Genomic DNA, 15,170 nt, shown 5'->3' on the forward strand with positions numbered 1-15,170 from the left:
TAATAACGTGGCCACTACCGCTACCCGAGACCTACGGCTGGGCCGGCATTGGGACGGGCGCTTCGAGGTAGGCGCCGCAGACTTTGCAGGTGCGCAGGGCATCGTCGGCCCAGAAGCGGTTCATGATGGGTGGGAGCTGGGCCACGATGTCAGTGATTTCGGCGAACTCCTCGTGCAGCTTGTGGCCGCAGTTTTCGCAGTACCACTGGAAGCCGTCGAGCTCGCCGGGGGCCCGGTAGCGCTCCAGCACCAAGCCCACGCCGCCGACCGGGCGGCGCGGCGAGTGCGGCGTATTGGGTGGCAGCAGGAACATGTCGCCGGGCCCGATTTCCAGGTCCACGGGTTGGCCGTCGTCGATGATTTTCAGCGTCATCGTGCCTTCAATTTGCAAAAACAACTCCTCGCCCGCGTCCACGTGGTAGTCCTTGCGGGCGTTGGGGCCCCCAACCACCATCACGATAAAATCCTGGTTATCCTTGAATATCTGCTGGTTGTTTACCGGCGGCTTCAACAAGTGGCGGTGTTCGGCAATCCACTGTTGGAAGTTGAAAGGGCGGGCGATGGGCATGGCAGCGGGCGTGAAAGCGGTGGGGCAAAGCTAGCTACCAGCGCCGGCCTACTTTTGTTGGGGGCCCCGCGCGCCCGGACCCTCTCTGCCACGTCTTCATGCCCACCGCCCTTCCTCCGCCCGCCAACGCCCTGCGGGTCCGCGGCCTGCTGCTGGCCGGCCTGGCCTACGCCGCGCTGTTTGCCTGGTACTCGTGGCCGCTGGGCCGCGAGTGGAGCACCGCCTTCGTGGGCATTCCGCACCACGACGCCAACCAGTACATCTGGAACGTATGGAATTTCCAGCGGCAGGTGGCCGGCGGGCACAACCCATTTTTCACGCCAATGCTGCTGTTTCCGGCGGGCACCGGCCTATGGCTGCACACATACACGCCGGTGCTGGGGGCCCTTAACTTGCTGCTGCGCCAAGAGTTCTGGGCCGTGAACGCCGGGCTGCTGCTGAGCTTCGTGCTGAGCGGCATGGGCGCAGCGCGGCTGGCGGGGCGCTGGGTGCGGCAGCCGCTGCTGTGCGGGCTGGTGGGCTACGCGTTTGCGTTTTCGCCCTACAAGCTGGCCCACTGGCCCGAGCACTACCACTTGCTGCTCACGGCCACGGTGCCGTTCTACATCATGGCGTACCTCGACGGGCTGGCATTCCGGCCCGGGCGCTGGCGGCCACGGGTGCGCAGCGCGGGGCAGGTGGGCTGGGCGGCGGCGCTGCTGCTAATCACTTTGTTCAGTGATTATTACACCCTGGCGGGCCTGGCGTATTTCTCGGTAGGCTACGCGGCCTGGTGGGGCCTGCGGCTGGGCGAAACCAACTGGCGGCACTGGCAGCCATGGGCGGTGGTGGGCGTGGTGCTCGTGCTGGGGCACTTCGTCTCGCGGGGCCTGGGCCGGGTCGGGCTCTCCGATAACGCCGGCTTTTGGTGGGGCGGCGACCTAGCCGGCTACCTCGTGCCGCCGCTCGGCAACCGCTGGCTGGCCACGGCGGCCACTGACGCGCTCTGGCGCAGCCCTCACTTCTACACTCCCGGTTCGGTCGAGAACGTGTTGTTTCTGGGCTACTTGCTGCCGCTGCTGGCCTTGGTGCTGGCCGTGGTGGCGTGGCGGGCGCGCCGCGCCGGGGCCCCCGCCCCCCGGCGGCCCGCCGAAACCCGGCCCTTTTGGGCCCTGGCGATGCTGTTTGCCCTGCTTACTATGCCCGAGCTGCGGCTGCTGGGCCACGGCGGCCTGCGCCTGCCCACAAGCCTGGTGCACTACGTGCCGTTCCTGAACAACATCCGCTGCCCCACGCGGCACGTGCTGCTGCTCTCGCTGCTGCTGCCGCTGGCCACGTGCATCGGCCTCGACGGCTGGCTGCGGCGGGGCCCTACGGGCCGGGGCTGGGCCCTGGCAGCAGTGCTGGCAGCATTGCTGTTCTTTGAATTTCAGCCCGATGCGTACCCGCTCATCCGCCTGGCCGACGTGCCGGCGGCCTACGGCGTGGCGGCGGCCCAGCCGGGCCCCGTAGTGTTCCCCATCCCGCTGGGCCTGATTGACGGCTACCGCTCCGTGGGCGTGCTGGACGCAGCCGAACTGTTTTACCAGACACGGCACGGTAAGGCCATGCCGGGGGCCTACATCTCGCGGGTGCCGGCCGCCACCTTCGCCGCCTTTGCCCACGAGCCGGTGCTGGCCCGCCTGCTGCTGGCCCAGCGCCGCCCCGATTCGCTAGCCCTGGCGCCGCCGCCCACCCCAGCCCAGGTCGAAGCGTTCTGGCACCGCTACCCGGCGGCCACGTTCGTGGTGCACCCCGAATTCTGCAACCAGCCAGTGCACCGGGTGGTGCGTAGCCTGCTGCCCCCCGGCACCTACCAGGAGCAGCTGGTGCAAGGCTACGCCGTGCTGCGGCCCAAGCCGTAGGGCCCCGGGAAGGTTGCGGGGCCCCGGGTTTCAACGCTAAAGAACCCAGCCGGACACCCGCCCTTTTCTAAACCGCTTCGCTGACTGATACCTGGCAGTCCGTTCCCTTTTATCCTACCTAACAAACGCATTTTATGGCCGCTAATGCGTACTTGCCCTGGCGCCACCGCCCGGCCGTGCTCCTGGCCCTGGCCGGGGCCGTGTACGCGCTTGTCTCGCTCGTCAACCACTACAACTTCCGCACGGCGGCGCTTGACCTGGGCCTCGCCGCGCAGGTAGTGGGCGACTGGGCGCACTTGCGCGCGGCCACCACCACCCTGCTGCTCGACTCGCCGCCGACCAATTTTCTCTCCGTTCACTTCAGCCTGACGCCGGCCTTGGCCGTGCCACTGTACTGGCTGGTGGGGGGGGCCTGGGCCCTGCTGCTGCTGCAGCTGGGGGCCGTGCTGCTGGGCGGGCTGGGCGTGTGGCGCTACGCCCGGGCCCTGGGCGCCAGCGCGGGCGAAGCGCAGTGGGCGCTGGCGTTTTTCAGCGTGCAATGGGGCCTTTTTTCGGCGTTGGGGTTTGATTACCACGACAATGTGGTGGGGGCCATGGCCCTGCCGTGGCTGGCGCTGTGGGTGGCGCAGGGCCGCTGGGCCCCCGCAGCAGCGGCGGGCGGGCTGCTACTGGTCAGCAAGGAAAATATGGCCCTCTGGCTGGTTTTTGTGCTGCTGGGGCTGGCCTGGCAGCACCGGGGCCGCCGGGGCGTAGCGCTGGGCCTGGGGCTGGCCGCGGCGGGGGCCCTGGGTTACTTCCTACTAATCACGCGCTGGGCCATGCCGACGCTTGATGCGGCCCACCGGCCGTTTGGGCAGGCGGTGCGCTACCAGCAGTGGGGCCCCACGGTGCCCGCGGCGGCGGCCAATCTGCTGCGCCATCCGGCCCTGCTTTGGCAGGCACTGTTCCAAAATACGCTGCCCGATGCGGCCTACAACTACGTCAAACTGGAGTTTTGGCTGGCGCTGCTTTGCTCGGGCGGGCTGGCGCTGCTGCGGCGGCCCTGGTACGCGCTGATGCTGGCACCCGTCATCGGCCAAAAGCTACTGGCCAACGACCCGGCCCTGTGGGGCATCAACTCGCAGTATTCTATTGAGTTTGCCCCGGTGCTGGCCATGGCCATGGCCGATGCCCTGCGGCACTGGCCAGCCGGGGCCCCGGCGCGGCGGCGTGCCTGGCCGCTGGCGCTGGCTGGCGCGGCCATCTTCACGCTCGTCACGCTCTACACCCGCCAAAGCAAGTGGTACGACCGCACCACTACCAACTTCCTCACCGGCCGCCACTACCGCTCGCCCTACGACCGGGCCGCGCTGCGGGCCGCCCTGGCCCGGCTGCCGGCCGGGGGCCCGGTCAGCGCACAGTCCAACCTGACGCCCCACCTGCCCGCGCCCCGGCGGCTCTACCTGTTTCCGGCGCTGCACGACGCCCAGTACGTGGTGCTGCTGCGCCAGCCTACTATGGCCGCCGCCTGGCCCCTGCGCCCCGAGCAGAGCCTCCAGGCGCTGGCCCAACTCCGCCAGCGCCCCGACTTCCGAGTGTTTTACGAAGACGCTCAACTCGTAATATTTGCCCGCCGGGGCCCCGTGCGCAACCCGGCCGAAGTGCTTCAGTTTTAACTTTAGCGATGCCCGTTGGATTCGGTGAGCGCTGATGGGCCCTCCTTCTACCGGCTCCGGCTGGCATGATGTCATTATTAGCTGAAATAATTTCACGTCTGGAGCCCGCCTTGGCGAAGTCCAACGCTTGGCCGCCGGGGCCCCGGCGGCAACCCGCGCCCTGCCTTACCTTTGCCCGCGCACCTCCCCTGGTCCGTATGCCCCACGCCGCCCCTGATTTTTACGCCCACCCCACGGCCGTGCTCGACGAAGGCTGCCAGATTGGGCGCGGGAGCCGCGTGTGGCACTTTTGCCACGTGTGCGCCGGGGCCGCCATCGGCGAGGACTGCAACCTGGGCCAAAACGTATTTGTGGCCGACGGCGTGACCCTGGGCCGCAACGTGAAAGTACAAAACAACGTGAGCCTCTACGGCGGCGTGGTCTGCGAGGACGATGTGTTTCTGGGGCCCTCGGTGGTGTTCACGAACGTGAAAAACCCGCGCAGCGCCGTGCCCCGCCAGGGCCCCGGCCACTACCAGACCACGCACTTGGCGCAGGGCGCGAGCGTGGGGGCCAACGCCACCATTGTGTGCGGGGTGCGGCTGGGGCCCTACGCCTTCGTGGGGGCGGGCAGCGTCGTCACGCGCGACGTGCCGGCCTACGCCCTGGTGTACGGCAACCCCGCCCGGCCCCAGGGCTGGATGAGCGCCGCCGGCCACCGCCTGCGCTTCGACAAAAAGCGCCACGCCACCTGCCCCGAAACCGGCGAAACCTACGAGCTGAGTGCCGACGAAAAAACCGTTAAAACGGTGGATTAGCCAGTTATGAGCCCGTCGCTTAACTCATAATTCGCAACTCATAATTTATAATTAAAGAAGAATGTACGACCAATTATTGCGCAAGGAGGCCACACTGGCCGTTATCGGCCTCGGCTACGTGGGCCTTCCCATCGCCCTCGAATTTGCCAAGCAGCTCAAAGTCATTGGCTTCGACATCAACGCCGGGCGCATTGCGCAGATGCAGCAGGCCATCGACCCCAGCGGCGAGCTGGCGGCCCAGGATTTTGAGGGCTGCGACATCACCTTCACCGACTCGCTGGACGTGCTGCGGCAGGCGCAATTCTACATCGTGGCCGTGCCCACGCCCATCGACGAGCACGCCCAGCCCGACCTCCGGCCGCTGCTGGGGGCCTCCACCTCGGTGGGCAAGGTACTGAAACAGGGTGATTACGTGGTGTTTGAGAGCACCGTGTACCCGGGCTGCACCGAGGAAGACTGCATTCCGGTGATGGAAAAGCTCTCGGGCCTGAAATTTCCGAACGACTTTAAGGTGGGCTACTCGCCCGAGCGCATCAACCCCGGCGACAAGGAGCACACGCTGCGCCGCATTGTGAAGGTGGTGAGCGGCAACGACGCCGAGGCCCTGGACACGGTGGCCAAGGTGTACGAGCTGGTGGTGGACGCTGGTGTGCACCGCGCCAGCAGCATCCGGGTGGCCGAGGCCGCCAAAATCATCGAAAACACCCAGCGCGACGTCAACATCGCGCTGATGAACGAGCTGTCGATGATTTTCGACCGCATGAACATTAACACCTACGAGGTGCTGGAGGCGGCCGGTACGAAGTGGAACTTCCTGAAGTTCAGCCCCGGCCTGGTGGGCGGCCACTGCATCGGCGTGGACCCGTACTACCTGACCTACAAGGCCAAGGAGCTGGGCTACGACGCTAAAGTCATCCTGAGCGGCCGCACCACCAACGACAACATGGGGGCCTACATCGCCCGCAAAACGGTGCAGATGATGATCAAGAAGGGCAAGGACGTGGCCAAGAGCCGCGTGCTGGTGATGGGCGCCACCTTCAAGGAGAACGTGGAGGACATCCGCAACTCAAAGGTGGCCGACGTGATTCAGGAGCTGAAAAACTTCTCGGTGAACGTGGACATCGTGGACCCGCACGCCGATTCCAACGAGCTGCTGCACGAGTACGGCTTCCGCCTGACGGCCAACGACGACATTCGCACCGACTATGACGCCGTGATTGTAGCCGTGGGCCACAAGCCCTACGCCGAAAAGGACGAAGCTTATTTTCAGTCCATCACGACCGAAAACGCCGTATTGATCGACATCAAGGGCCTGTACCGTGGCAAAATGCAGGAGCTGCACTACTGGAGCCTATAATTTTTAGGCTGTTAGCCGTTAGCTGTTAGCTGTTAGCTGACCGCCTGATATAAAGCTAACAGCTAGTCGCTAATAGCTTAAAAATGAAAAAGATTCTCGTCACCGGCGGTGCCGGCTATATTGGTTCCCACACCGTGGTGGAGCTGGCCCAGGCGGGCTACGAGCCGGTCATCATCGACAATTTCAGCAACTCGCGAGAGTCGGTACTCGACGGGCTGAAGGCCATTCTGGGCCACGAGGTGCGTTGCTACGACGTCAATTGCGCCAATGCCGATGCGTTGCGCTGGGTGCTGAAGCAGGAAAAGGACATAGCCGGCGTTATTCACTTTGCGGCCTTCAAGGCGGTGGGCGAATCGGTGCAGAAGCCACTGGCCTACTTTCAAAACAATGTGGGCTCGCTGCTGACGCTGCTGCAAGTGATGCCCGAGTTCGGGATAGAGAACCTGGTGTTCTCGTCGTCGTGCACCGTGTACGGCAACCCCGACGCGCTGCCCGTGACGGAGGCCACGCCCACCAAGCCCGCCACCTCGCCCTACGGCCGCACCAAGCAGATGTGCGAAGACATTGTGCACGACGTGGCGGGGGCCAGCAGCAACCAGCTGCGCACCATTTTGCTGCGTTACTTCAACCCCATTGGGGCCCACGAATCGGCCAAAATTGGCGAGCTGCCCCTGGGCACGCCCAACAACCTGGTGCCGTTCATCACGCAAACCGCGGCGGGCATCCGCGAGAAGCTGACGATTTTCGGCAACGACTACGACACGCCCGACGGCACCAACGTGCGCGACTACATCCACGTGGTGGACCTGGCCAGGGCCCACATCGTGGCCGTGCAGCGCCTGCTGGACCGGAAAGCCGCCGACACCGTGGAAACATTCAACGTGGGCACCGGCCACGGCAACACGGTGCTGGAAGTGGTGCAAGCCTTCGAAAAAGCCAGCGGCCAGCAGCTGAACTACGCCATTGGGCCCCGGCGCCCCGGCGACGTGCCCGCCATCTACGCCGACGCCACCAAGGCCGAAACCGTGCTCGGATTTAAAACGACGACCTCGCTGCTTGACTCACTCGCCAGCGCCTGGAAGTGGCAGCAAACTTTGTAAATGTGGAAATTAATTGATGTAGAAATGTGAAGATGAATTCACTTTTTGTTCGCGCTCATTTCCACATTCCTCACATCTGCACACTTCTCACATTTTTAGAATATGAAAATCCTCATCACCGGCGGGGCCGGCTTCATTGGTTCGCACGTGGTGCGGCTGTTTGTTATGAAGTACCCCAATTATCAGATTATTAACCTGGATGCACTGACGTACGCCGGCAACCTGGAGAACCTGCGCGACGTGGAAGGGGCCCCCAACTACCGCTTCGTGAAGGGCGACATCGCCGACCAGGCGTTCATCGACGAGCTGTTTGCCCGCGAGGAGCCCGACGCTGTAATTCACCTGGCCGCCGAAAGCCACGTCGACCGCAGCATCACCGACCCGATGGCGTTCGTGAAAACCAACGTCATCGGCACCGTGAATTTGCTGAACGCGGCGCGTAACCTGTGGCAGCCGGGCGGCTACGCCGGCCACACCTTCTACCACGTGAGCACCGACGAGGTGTACGGCTCGCTGGACTTCGGCCCCGAGATGTTTACGGAGGACACCGCCTACGACCCCCGCTCGCCGTACTCAGCCTCCAAGGCCAGTTCCGACCACTTTGTACGCGCCTGGCACCACACCTACGGCCTGCCTATCAAGCTCAGCAACTGCTCGAACAACTACGGCCCCAACCACTTCCCCGAGAAGCTGATTCCGCTGGCCATCCACCGCCTGCGCACCGGCCAGCCAGTGCCGGTGTACGGCAAGGGTGAAAACGTGCGCGACTGGCTCTTCGTGAAAGACCACGCTACGGCCATCGACGCGGTGTTTCACAACGGCAAGCTGGGCGATACTTACAACATCGGCGGCGTGAACGAGTGGCAGAACCTGAAGCTCATCGAGCTGCTCTGCGACGTGGTGGACGAGAAAACCGGCCAGGGCCCCGGCACCTCGCGCCGGCTCATCAAGTTCGTCACCGACCGCGCGGGCCACGACATGCGCTACGCCATCGACAGCAGCAAGATCATGAACGAGCTGGGCTGGAAGCCGTCCGTCACCTTCGAGCAGGGCCTGGCCCAGACTGTGGACTGGTACCTCGCCAACGAGGAGTGGCTGAACAGCGTGACCAGCGGTGCCTACCAGGATTACAACACCAAGCAGTACGCGGGGCGGTAGCCAGGAAAGGAAGAACGTCATGCTGAGCGCAGCGCAGCGGAGTCGAAGCATCTCTACCGCTCCGTTGCAACGACATTGATTACTAATGAGGTAGAGATGCTTCGACAAGCTCAGCATGACGTGCTGATTAACTCAACAGAATGTACGATACCCCTTTCCACGACCGGCCGCTGTCGGATACTACGTTTCTCGTCACCGGCGGCGCGGGCTTCATCGGCTCCAACCTGGTGGAGTACCTGCTGAAGTACGGCGCCAAAAAGGTGCGCACCCTGGACAACTACTCCAACGGCTTCCGCAAAAACCTGGCGCTATTTGAAGGCGACCCGGCCCTGGAAATCGTGGACGGCGACATCCGCAACGCCGAAACGTGCGCCGCGGCCTGCGCGGGCATGGACGTGGTGCTGCACCAGGCGGCGCTGGGCTCGGTGCCGCGCTCCATCAAGGACCCGGTGCTGACCAACGACGTGAACGTGGGCGGCTTCGTGCAGATGCTGACCGCCGCCAAGGACGCGGGCGTGAAGCGCTTCGTGTACGCCGCTTCCAGCAGCACCTACGGCGACCACCCCGGCCTGCCTAAAGTAGAGGACCGCATCGGCAAGCCGCTCTCACCCTACGCCGTCACGAAGTATGCCAACGAGCTGTACGCCGACGTATTTGCCCGCACCTACGGGTTGGAAATCATTGGCTTGCGGTACTTCAATATTTTTGGGCCCCGGCAAGACCCCGGTGGGGCCTACGCGGCCGTGATTCCGCTGTTCATCGACGCCATTCTGGAAAACCAGGCCCCCACCCTGAACGGCGACGGCGGCCAGACCCGTGACTTCACCTTCGTGGAAAACTGCGTGCAAGCCAACATCCGCGCCGCCCTCACCACTAACCCCGGGGCCCTCAACCAGGTGTACAACATCGCCGTGGGCGACCGCACTTCGTTGGTTGAGATGTACGATATCCTCCGCGAGGAAGCCGGCTCGGACCTCGCCCCGCAGTTTGGCCCCGACCGCGCCGGCGACATCCGCGACTCGCTGGCCGACATCAGCAAGGCCGGCAACCTGCTCGGCTACGCGCCTCAAATCCGCATCCGCGCGGGCTTGCAGCAGACGCTGGACTGGTTCAGGGCCAACCAGGAATTTATCAAGGAGCGCAACTAGAGCGCAACTAGAGCGCAAGGTTTTGCGAGGTTAAAATAGGTTTCGCTGAACGAACCTACTGTGCTGCTTTCAGCGAAACCTATTTTAACCTCGCAAAACCTTGCGCTAGAAATCTATTTTAACCTCGCACAACCTTGCGCTTATGAAAGGCATTATCCTCGCCGGCGGCTCCGGCACCCGGTTGCACCCCCTCACCCTGGCCGTCAGCAAGCAGCTGATGCCGGTGTACGACAAGCCGATGATTTACTACCCGCTGAGCATCCTGCTGATGGCCGGCATTCGGGAAGTGCTGATTATCACCACGCCCCACGACCAGGCGCAGTTCCAGAAGCTACTTGGCGATGGCAAAAACCTGGGCTGCGACTTCCAGTACGTGGTGCAGGAAGTGCCCAACGGGCTGGCGCAGGCCTTCGTGCTGGGGGCCGACTTCATCGGCCAGGATAGCGTGGCGCTGGTGCTGGGCGACAACATTTTCTATGGCACGGGCCTGGAGGAACTGCTGAAATCGAACAATAACCCCGACGGCGGCGTGGTGTACGCCTACCACGTGCATGACCCCGAGCGCTACGGCGTGGTGGAGTTCGACGCCAACAAGAAGGCCCTGAGCATCGAGGAAAAACCCGCCCAGCCCAAAAGCAACTACGCCGTGCCGGGCCTGTATTTCTACGATAACAGCGTGGTGGAAATCGCCAAGAACCTGGAAATGAGCCCCCGCGGCGAGTACGAGATTACCGACGTGAACAAGGAATACCTGCGCCGCGGCAAGCTGAAGGTCGGCATCCTGAGCCGGGGTACGGCTTGGCTCGACACGGGCACTTTCGAGAGCCTGATGCAGGCCGGCGAGTACGTGCGCGTGATTGAGCAGCGCCAGGGCCTGAAAGTGGGCGCTATTGAGGAGGTAGCTTACCGCCAGGGCTTCATCACGGCCGATGAGCTGCGGGCCCTGGCCCTGCCGCTGCGCAAAAGCGGCTACGGCGACTACCTCCTGAACCTGCCCGAGCAGCTGGTGCTGGGCGCGCAATAGGGCCCCGGGCTGGACGGAAAGTGGCCGAAAGCCGCGGCCCGGCCGCGCGCTAGCGCGCGGCCGGGCCGCGGCTTTTGCCTAATTTAGCAGGACTAAAACGTATCCTATCTATCCCGCACGCCCTTATTGCGCGCTTTTATGTTCGCGGCGGTATTATGCGCCGAACACCTATGAAAATTCTCGTTTTTTCTTTTGCCCTGGTGGCGGCCCTAGTGCTGGGGGCCCCGGCGGCGCGGGCCCAGCACGCGCTGTGGGCCAGCAAAGTGGTGGAAGTGTCGTCGCAGAAAGCGGGGGGCAAAGAAGCTTTTTCGCCTCAGCAGGTGCTGGGGGCCCCCAACGCCCTTCCCCTGGGCCAGGCCAGCGACCGGGCCTGGATTCCGCGCAAAGAAGGGCGCGACGAATTTGTGGAAGTGCGCTTTGCCCGCTCGGTGCTGGCCCAGCAGATTACGGTGGTCGAGAACTTCAACCCCGGCGCCGTGACGAAGATTGAGCTCATCGACACCCACGGCGGGCACCACGAAGTGTATACCAACGACAACCCGGGGCCCCTGCCCGACTTGTACCGCACGCTGGAGGTGAAAATTGCCCCGGCCAAGCCGGCCTACCGCACCATCGGGGCGGTGGTGCACCTGAACACGGCCAAGGTGGAGGGCGTGAACCAGCTCGACGCCATCGGCGTGGCCGACGTGACGCAGACGATGGTGAAGAAGGACTTTAAAGCGCCCGACGCCGAGGCGGCCGGCGTGGCCCGCTTCGACTCGTCGCTCGTGAACCTGGGGCCCACCGTGAACAGCTCGGCTGTGGATACGCACCCCGTGATTTCACCGGACGGCCGCACCCTGTACTTTGCCCGCCAGAACCACCCGGGCAACATCGGCGGCAAAACCGACCCGCAGGACGTGTGGTTTTCGACCCTGCAAAGCGCCAGCGCCAAGGCCTGGGGCCCCGCCAAAAACATGGGCGGCCCCGTGAACACCGCCGGCTTCCCCAACGGGCTGGCCTCGGTATCGGCCAACGGGCAGCGCCTGCTGCTACTGGGCCACTACACGCCCGAGGGCCTGGTGCCCAAGGGCCCTAGCATGTCGGAGCATCGCCCGGGCGGCTGGTCGCAACCAGTCAACGTGGACATTGAGGACTTTTACAACAACGACGACGAGCACGCCGACTACTTTCTGGCCACTTCGGGCAAGGCCCTGCTGCTGGCCGTGGAGCGCACCGACGGCCTGGGCGAGCAGGACTTGTACGTGAGCTTTCCGAAGCCCGCGCCCCCCGGCCAGCCCGTGACGTGGACGCGCCCGCGCAACCTGGGCCCCAACGTGAACACCAAAAAGGCCGACTTCGCCCCCTTCCTCGCCCCCGATGAAAAGACGCTGTACTTCGCCAGCGAGGGCCGCGGCGGCTATGGCAAGTCCGACATTTTCTACTCCAAGCGCCTCGACGACACCTGGACGAACTGGAGCCCGCCCCGCAACCTGGGCGGCGCGGTGAACTCGCCCGACTTCGACGCCTACTACACCGTGTCGGCGGCCGGCGACGACGCCTATCTGGTGTCGACGCACAACGGAATAGGCGGCTCGAAGGACATTTTTCGCATCGCCCTGGCCCCCGCCTTCAAGCCGGAGGCCGTGACGCTGGTGCGCGGCCAGGTGCTGGACGCGGCTACCAAGAAGCCCATCAAGGCCATCATCCACTACGAAAACCTGCTGACGGGCGAGGAAATCGGCACCGCCGAAACCGACCCCACAGATGGCTCCTACACCATTGTGCTGCCCAGCGGCGTACAGTACGGCTACCGCGCCGAGGCCGCCAACTACATCGCCGAAAACGCCAACCTCGACGTGACGGCCCGCGACAAGTATTCGGAGCAAACCCAGGACCTGTTCATGGTGCCCTTTACGGTGGGCCAGACGGTGAAGCTCAACAACATCTTCTTCCAGCAAAGCAAGTACTACCTGCGCACCAACTCGTACCCCGAGCTGGCGCGCCTCGTGCGCATCATGCGCGACTACCCAACGGTGGAAATCAAAATCGGCGGCCATACCGATAACCAGGGCGACCCCGCCCTGAACCTCAAGCTGAGCCTCGACCGCGTGAATGAAGTACGTAAGTATATCATCAGCAAGGGTATCACGCCCTCGCGCATCACCACTGAGGGCTACGGCGGCACCAATCCCGTGGCCAGCAACGACCAGGAAGACACCCGCGCACTCAACCGCCGGGTGGAGTTCACCATCACGAAAAAATAAGCCGGGGCCCTAGCCAAGGAAACCAAAAAACGGTCGTGCTGAACGAATCGAAGCATCTTTTCCACTGGGTAATCCAATCAATTGGTTCACTCAGCGGAAGAAATGCTTCGCTTCATTCAGCATGACCGTTTTTTTGGTCGAATTGAAACGGAAATCTACTTATCCTTCTTGGTCAGGTTTTTACCCAAGTCTTCTACTTGCTTGAGGAAATCGTCGATATCGGTGTCGGCGTACACGCCGTAAGCCGTGGCGATGGTGCCTTTCACGCCGTCAGTAGCCTCGATGGCGTAGAGGATGGATGTGTCGTCGGGGTTGCTTTCGCCCTCGAAGCGGTAGAAGTCCACAATGGTCACCTCGTCGGCAGTGTAGCTCCGGCTCAAGCTAGGGTCGAGGGTGTGCAAGCGGCCGTCGGTCACCTTGAAGTCGTGCTTGTAGCCGTCCTTGGTGAGCTTGTTTTCAACGTTGACGAGCGAGCGTTCTTCTTCTTTGTCTTGCATGGCGCGGGGGGTGAGGAACAGCCCCGCCGGAAGGGCAGCGGCTACCCAGCTATACGGGCCCCGGGCCGCCCGGGGTTGCCCGCCGGGGCCCCTAAATTCAGCGCCCTGCCTCAGCGCCCGGCGCGGGCCGCAATGGTGCGCTCCAGGCGGTCCACATCAATGCCACCGCAGGCGCCGCAGCCCTTGGCGCAGCCCACTTGGTCCTTCGAGAAGAAGGCCCGCCAAGCCCGGCGGCCCAGGAAAAACAGGGCCCCCAGCACAATGGCGGCCACGAGGATGTATTGAACTAACATAGCGGTTAAGGAACGCCGGGGCCCTGGCAAAAGTTTGCGCCGGGGCCCCGGGCTACGTTTGGGGCGGGTACTGTGGGTGGGGTTGCTTGCTTTGTAGGAAACATAATACCCGTCACTTTTGAGCAGCAAGTACAACTGAGTAGCGTGCTGCCGTATCAGCTACTGATGCCGCAGCTTTTTTCTTCATAAATAAGTGCTGAGCATCTGGTTTGGCAAGCCATACAAACGGAGCATTTTTCTGCTTCTCGACGGTAGCTAAGTCGATAGTTCTAAGAACTACGCTGTAGGCCACGTAGCGGCCCGCCTTGACGAAGAGCAAGGTGCAATTACTCTCGTCCAGGCTCTGGCCGTCCACCTGGTCGCTTATTGCCGAGTAATTACTTATTGGCAAAGACTTTACCTCTGATTTTGCCACGTATGGTTTTACCACCAAAATAGAGTCCCACTGCCCGGCGAATCCTCGGCACAGCTTGGATTCCGATAAAGCAAGCGGCATGTTATCCGCCAAGGCAGCGGCGTAGTTGGGCGGGAACAGTTGCGCGGCCGGGTACTGCGCTACGGGCGTGGAGCAACCGCCCAGGCCCAGCAAAAGGCCACTGCATACCAAGAAGGCGCTTGCCTGGCGTAGGTATTTATACTCGTCACGAAGTAGGGTGCGGGGCTTGTCCCCGCCCATCATTGAATGAAAGCCGACTGAACCGTTCGACGACGGGCGGGGGCAAGCCCCGCACCCTACTTCGTTTTCGCATTCCACTTCGTGAGCAATATACGTGAGCAGTATAGAAGCTGGCAAAACTTTCATAACGCAAAGAGAATGAGCAACTAGCCGGGGAGAGGGGAATGCTACTCAAAACCAGCCAGGCCGGGGCCCTGGGTTATAAGCAATAACTTTAGTAAGCGATGACAAGCAGTTTCCTCTTGCCTTTTATTTTCAGCTTTTTACTAATCAGCCACTTGGCCAGCAAGCCTACCCCAAGCAAAGCCCCGCTTATAGCCAACGCCTGCGGCTCAATTTTGCCCGTGTTCACGATATCAATTGGCAAGAAGAACGCGCTGGCTAAGAAAAAGACTTTTTCATATTTGTACCTGAGAATGAACCACTGCTTAGTCTTGGCATCCACGTAAATTGCACCTATCTTGCTAGGATTCAGTACATGAGCTTCAAACACAACCAAGCTGTCCTGAAACCCCTTGATTTGGTCGGATACCTTTGCTCCGGTGCCCTTCAACTCAAACGTTACGACGTCACCGATGCCATACACGGCTTCCCGGTGGCCGTTTTTCCTGAAATACAGAAACTCTTGCCCTTTGGTGTGCGCGAAAGCCTGCCCCAAGCTGGGCAAGGCAGTCGCAAAAAAAGCAAATAGCACCGCGTAATACTTGAGCATAAAGGGCTGGCAGCTCGCCAACTTGCGCGCTTTTTGCCACAAGCAGCGACCACCAG

General features: G+C 62.7%; 14 protein-coding genes. 9 read left to right on the plus strand and 5 right to left on the minus strand.

The window, feature by feature from the left end; translation table 11 throughout:
- Nucleotides 1-31: 31 nt before the first annotated feature.
- Nucleotides 32-568, minus strand: coding sequence for a 3-hydroxyanthranilate 3,4-dioxygenase (locus tag DDQ68_RS14390; protein WP_109656925.1), 537 nt, complete (start codon nt 566-568; stop codon nt 32-34).
- A 98-nt stretch (nt 569-666) separates the two neighbouring features.
- On the opposite strand from DDQ68_RS14390, the gene DDQ68_RS14395 reads away from it, so the two are divergent.
- From DDQ68_RS14395 to DDQ68_RS14435, 9 genes are all read left to right on the plus strand, one after another.
- Entirely contained in the window at nt 667-2,451 is a 1,785-nt protein-coding gene (locus tag DDQ68_RS14395; RefSeq protein ID WP_109656926.1) for a hypothetical protein, read from the plus strand.
- A gap of 134 nt (nt 2,452-2,585) precedes the next feature.
- Entirely contained in the window at nt 2,586-4,106 is a 1,521-nt protein-coding gene (locus DDQ68_RS14400; RefSeq protein WP_109656927.1) for a DUF2079 domain-containing protein, read from the plus strand.
- A 197-nt stretch (nt 4,107-4,303) separates the two neighbouring features.
- A complete protein-coding gene (locus DDQ68_RS14405; protein WP_109656928.1) occupies nt 4,304-4,903 on the plus strand; it encodes an acyltransferase in 600 nt (199 codons plus the stop codon).
- Between the two features lie 61 nt (nt 4,904-4,964).
- The gene (locus DDQ68_RS14410) at nt 4,965-6,260 is read left to right on the plus strand and encodes a nucleotide sugar dehydrogenase (protein ID WP_109656929.1); all 1,296 of its coding nucleotides are present in this window, start codon (nt 4,965-4,967) and stop codon (nt 6,258-6,260) included.
- An 83-nt stretch (nt 6,261-6,343) separates the two neighbouring features.
- Entirely contained in the window at nt 6,344-7,360 is a 1,017-nt protein-coding gene (galE, locus tag DDQ68_RS14415) for a UDP-glucose 4-epimerase GalE (RefSeq protein ID WP_109656930.1), read from the plus strand.
- 102 nt (nt 7,361-7,462) lie between these two features.
- The gene (gene rfbB / locus DDQ68_RS14420; protein ID WP_109656931.1) at nt 7,463-8,518 is read left to right on the plus strand and encodes a dTDP-glucose 4,6-dehydratase; all 1,056 of its coding nucleotides are present in this window, start codon (nt 7,463-7,465) and stop codon (nt 8,516-8,518) included.
- Between the two features lie 140 nt (nt 8,519-8,658).
- Nucleotides 8,659-9,666 carry an SDR family oxidoreductase gene (locus DDQ68_RS14425; protein WP_109656932.1) on the plus strand — a complete coding sequence of 336 codons (1,008 nt, stop codon included), beginning with the start codon at nt 8,659-8,661 and terminating at the stop codon, nt 9,664-9,666.
- A 142-nt stretch (nt 9,667-9,808) separates the two neighbouring features.
- Entirely contained in the window at nt 9,809-10,690 is an 882-nt protein-coding gene (gene rfbA / locus DDQ68_RS14430; protein ID WP_109656933.1) for a glucose-1-phosphate thymidylyltransferase RfbA, read from the plus strand.
- A 170-nt stretch (nt 10,691-10,860) separates the two neighbouring features.
- Nucleotides 10,861-12,936, plus strand: coding sequence for an OmpA family protein (locus tag DDQ68_RS14435; RefSeq protein WP_109656934.1), 2,076 nt, complete (start codon nt 10,861-10,863; stop codon nt 12,934-12,936).
- A 155-nt stretch (nt 12,937-13,091) separates the two neighbouring features.
- Here DDQ68_RS14435 and DDQ68_RS14440 read toward each other — a convergent pair whose 3' ends face one another.
- The 4 genes from DDQ68_RS14440 to DDQ68_RS14455 form a co-directional block, all read right to left on the minus strand.
- Nucleotides 13,092-13,433: a hypothetical protein gene (locus DDQ68_RS14440; protein WP_109656935.1), complete on the minus strand. Its 342-nt coding sequence runs from the start codon at nt 13,431-13,433 to the stop codon at nt 13,092-13,094.
- 110 nt (nt 13,434-13,543) lie between these two features.
- Nucleotides 13,544-13,726: a FeoB-associated Cys-rich membrane protein gene (locus DDQ68_RS14445; RefSeq protein ID WP_109656936.1), complete on the minus strand. Its 183-nt coding sequence runs from the start codon at nt 13,724-13,726 to the stop codon at nt 13,544-13,546.
- A 112-nt stretch (nt 13,727-13,838) separates the two neighbouring features.
- Complete coding sequence (locus tag DDQ68_RS14450) at nt 13,839-14,528, minus strand: hypothetical protein (RefSeq protein WP_162550122.1); 690 nt, start codon at nt 14,526-14,528, stop codon at nt 13,839-13,841.
- Between the two features lie 88 nt (nt 14,529-14,616).
- Nucleotides 14,617-15,114 (minus strand): hypothetical protein, encoded by a 498-nt coding sequence (locus tag DDQ68_RS14455; RefSeq protein ID WP_109656938.1) that lies wholly within the window; start codon nt 15,112-15,114, stop codon nt 14,617-14,619.
- Nucleotides 15,115-15,170: the final 56 nt, after the last annotated feature.

Source organism: Hymenobacter nivis (assembly GCF_003149515.1).
In the GTDB taxonomy this organism is placed as follows: Bacteria; Bacteroidota; Bacteroidia; order Cytophagales; family Hymenobacteraceae; genus Hymenobacter; species Hymenobacter nivis.

Bases quoted from the DNA above. Each gene is read 5' to 3' on its own strand.
- DDQ68_RS14425 (WP_109656932.1), top strand. From the start codon at position 8,659: ATGTACGATACCCCTTTCCACGACCGGCCGCTGTCGGATACTACGTTT.
- DDQ68_RS14395 (WP_109656926.1), top strand. From the start codon at position 667: ATGCCCACCGCCCTTCCTCCGCCCGCCAACGCCCTGCGGGTCCGCGGC.
- DDQ68_RS14405 (WP_109656928.1), top strand. From the start codon at position 4,304: ATGCCCCACGCCGCCCCTGATTTTTACGCCCACCCCACGGCCGTGCTC.
- DDQ68_RS14435 (WP_109656934.1), top strand. From the start codon at position 10,861: ATGAAAATTCTCGTTTTTTCTTTTGCCCTGGTGGCGGCCCTAGTGCTG.
- DDQ68_RS14390 (WP_109656925.1), bottom strand. From the start codon at position 568: ATGCCCATCGCCCGCCCTTTCAACTTCCAACAGTGGATTGCCGAACAC.
- DDQ68_RS14400 (WP_109656927.1), top strand. From the start codon at position 2,586: ATGGCCGCTAATGCGTACTTGCCCTGGCGCCACCGCCCGGCCGTGCTC.
- DDQ68_RS14450 (WP_162550122.1), bottom strand. From the start codon at position 14,528: ATGAAAGTTTTGCCAGCTTCTATACTGCTCACGTATATTGCTCACGAA.
- DDQ68_RS14445 (WP_109656936.1), bottom strand. From the start codon at position 13,726: ATGTTAGTTCAATACATCCTCGTGGCCGCCATTGTGCTGGGGGCCCTG.
- DDQ68_RS14455 (WP_109656938.1), bottom strand. From the start codon at position 15,114: ATGCTCAAGTATTACGCGGTGCTATTTGCTTTTTTTGCGACTGCCTTG.
- DDQ68_RS14410 (WP_109656929.1), top strand. From the start codon at position 4,965: ATGTACGACCAATTATTGCGCAAGGAGGCCACACTGGCCGTTATCGGC.
- DDQ68_RS14440 (WP_109656935.1), bottom strand. From the start codon at position 13,433: ATGCAAGACAAAGAAGAAGAACGCTCGCTCGTCAACGTTGAAAACAAG.
- rfbA (WP_109656933.1), top strand. From the start codon at position 9,809: ATGAAAGGCATTATCCTCGCCGGCGGCTCCGGCACCCGGTTGCACCCC.
- galE (WP_109656930.1), top strand. From the start codon at position 6,344: ATGAAAAAGATTCTCGTCACCGGCGGTGCCGGCTATATTGGTTCCCAC.
- rfbB (WP_109656931.1), top strand. From the start codon at position 7,463: ATGAAAATCCTCATCACCGGCGGGGCCGGCTTCATTGGTTCGCACGTG.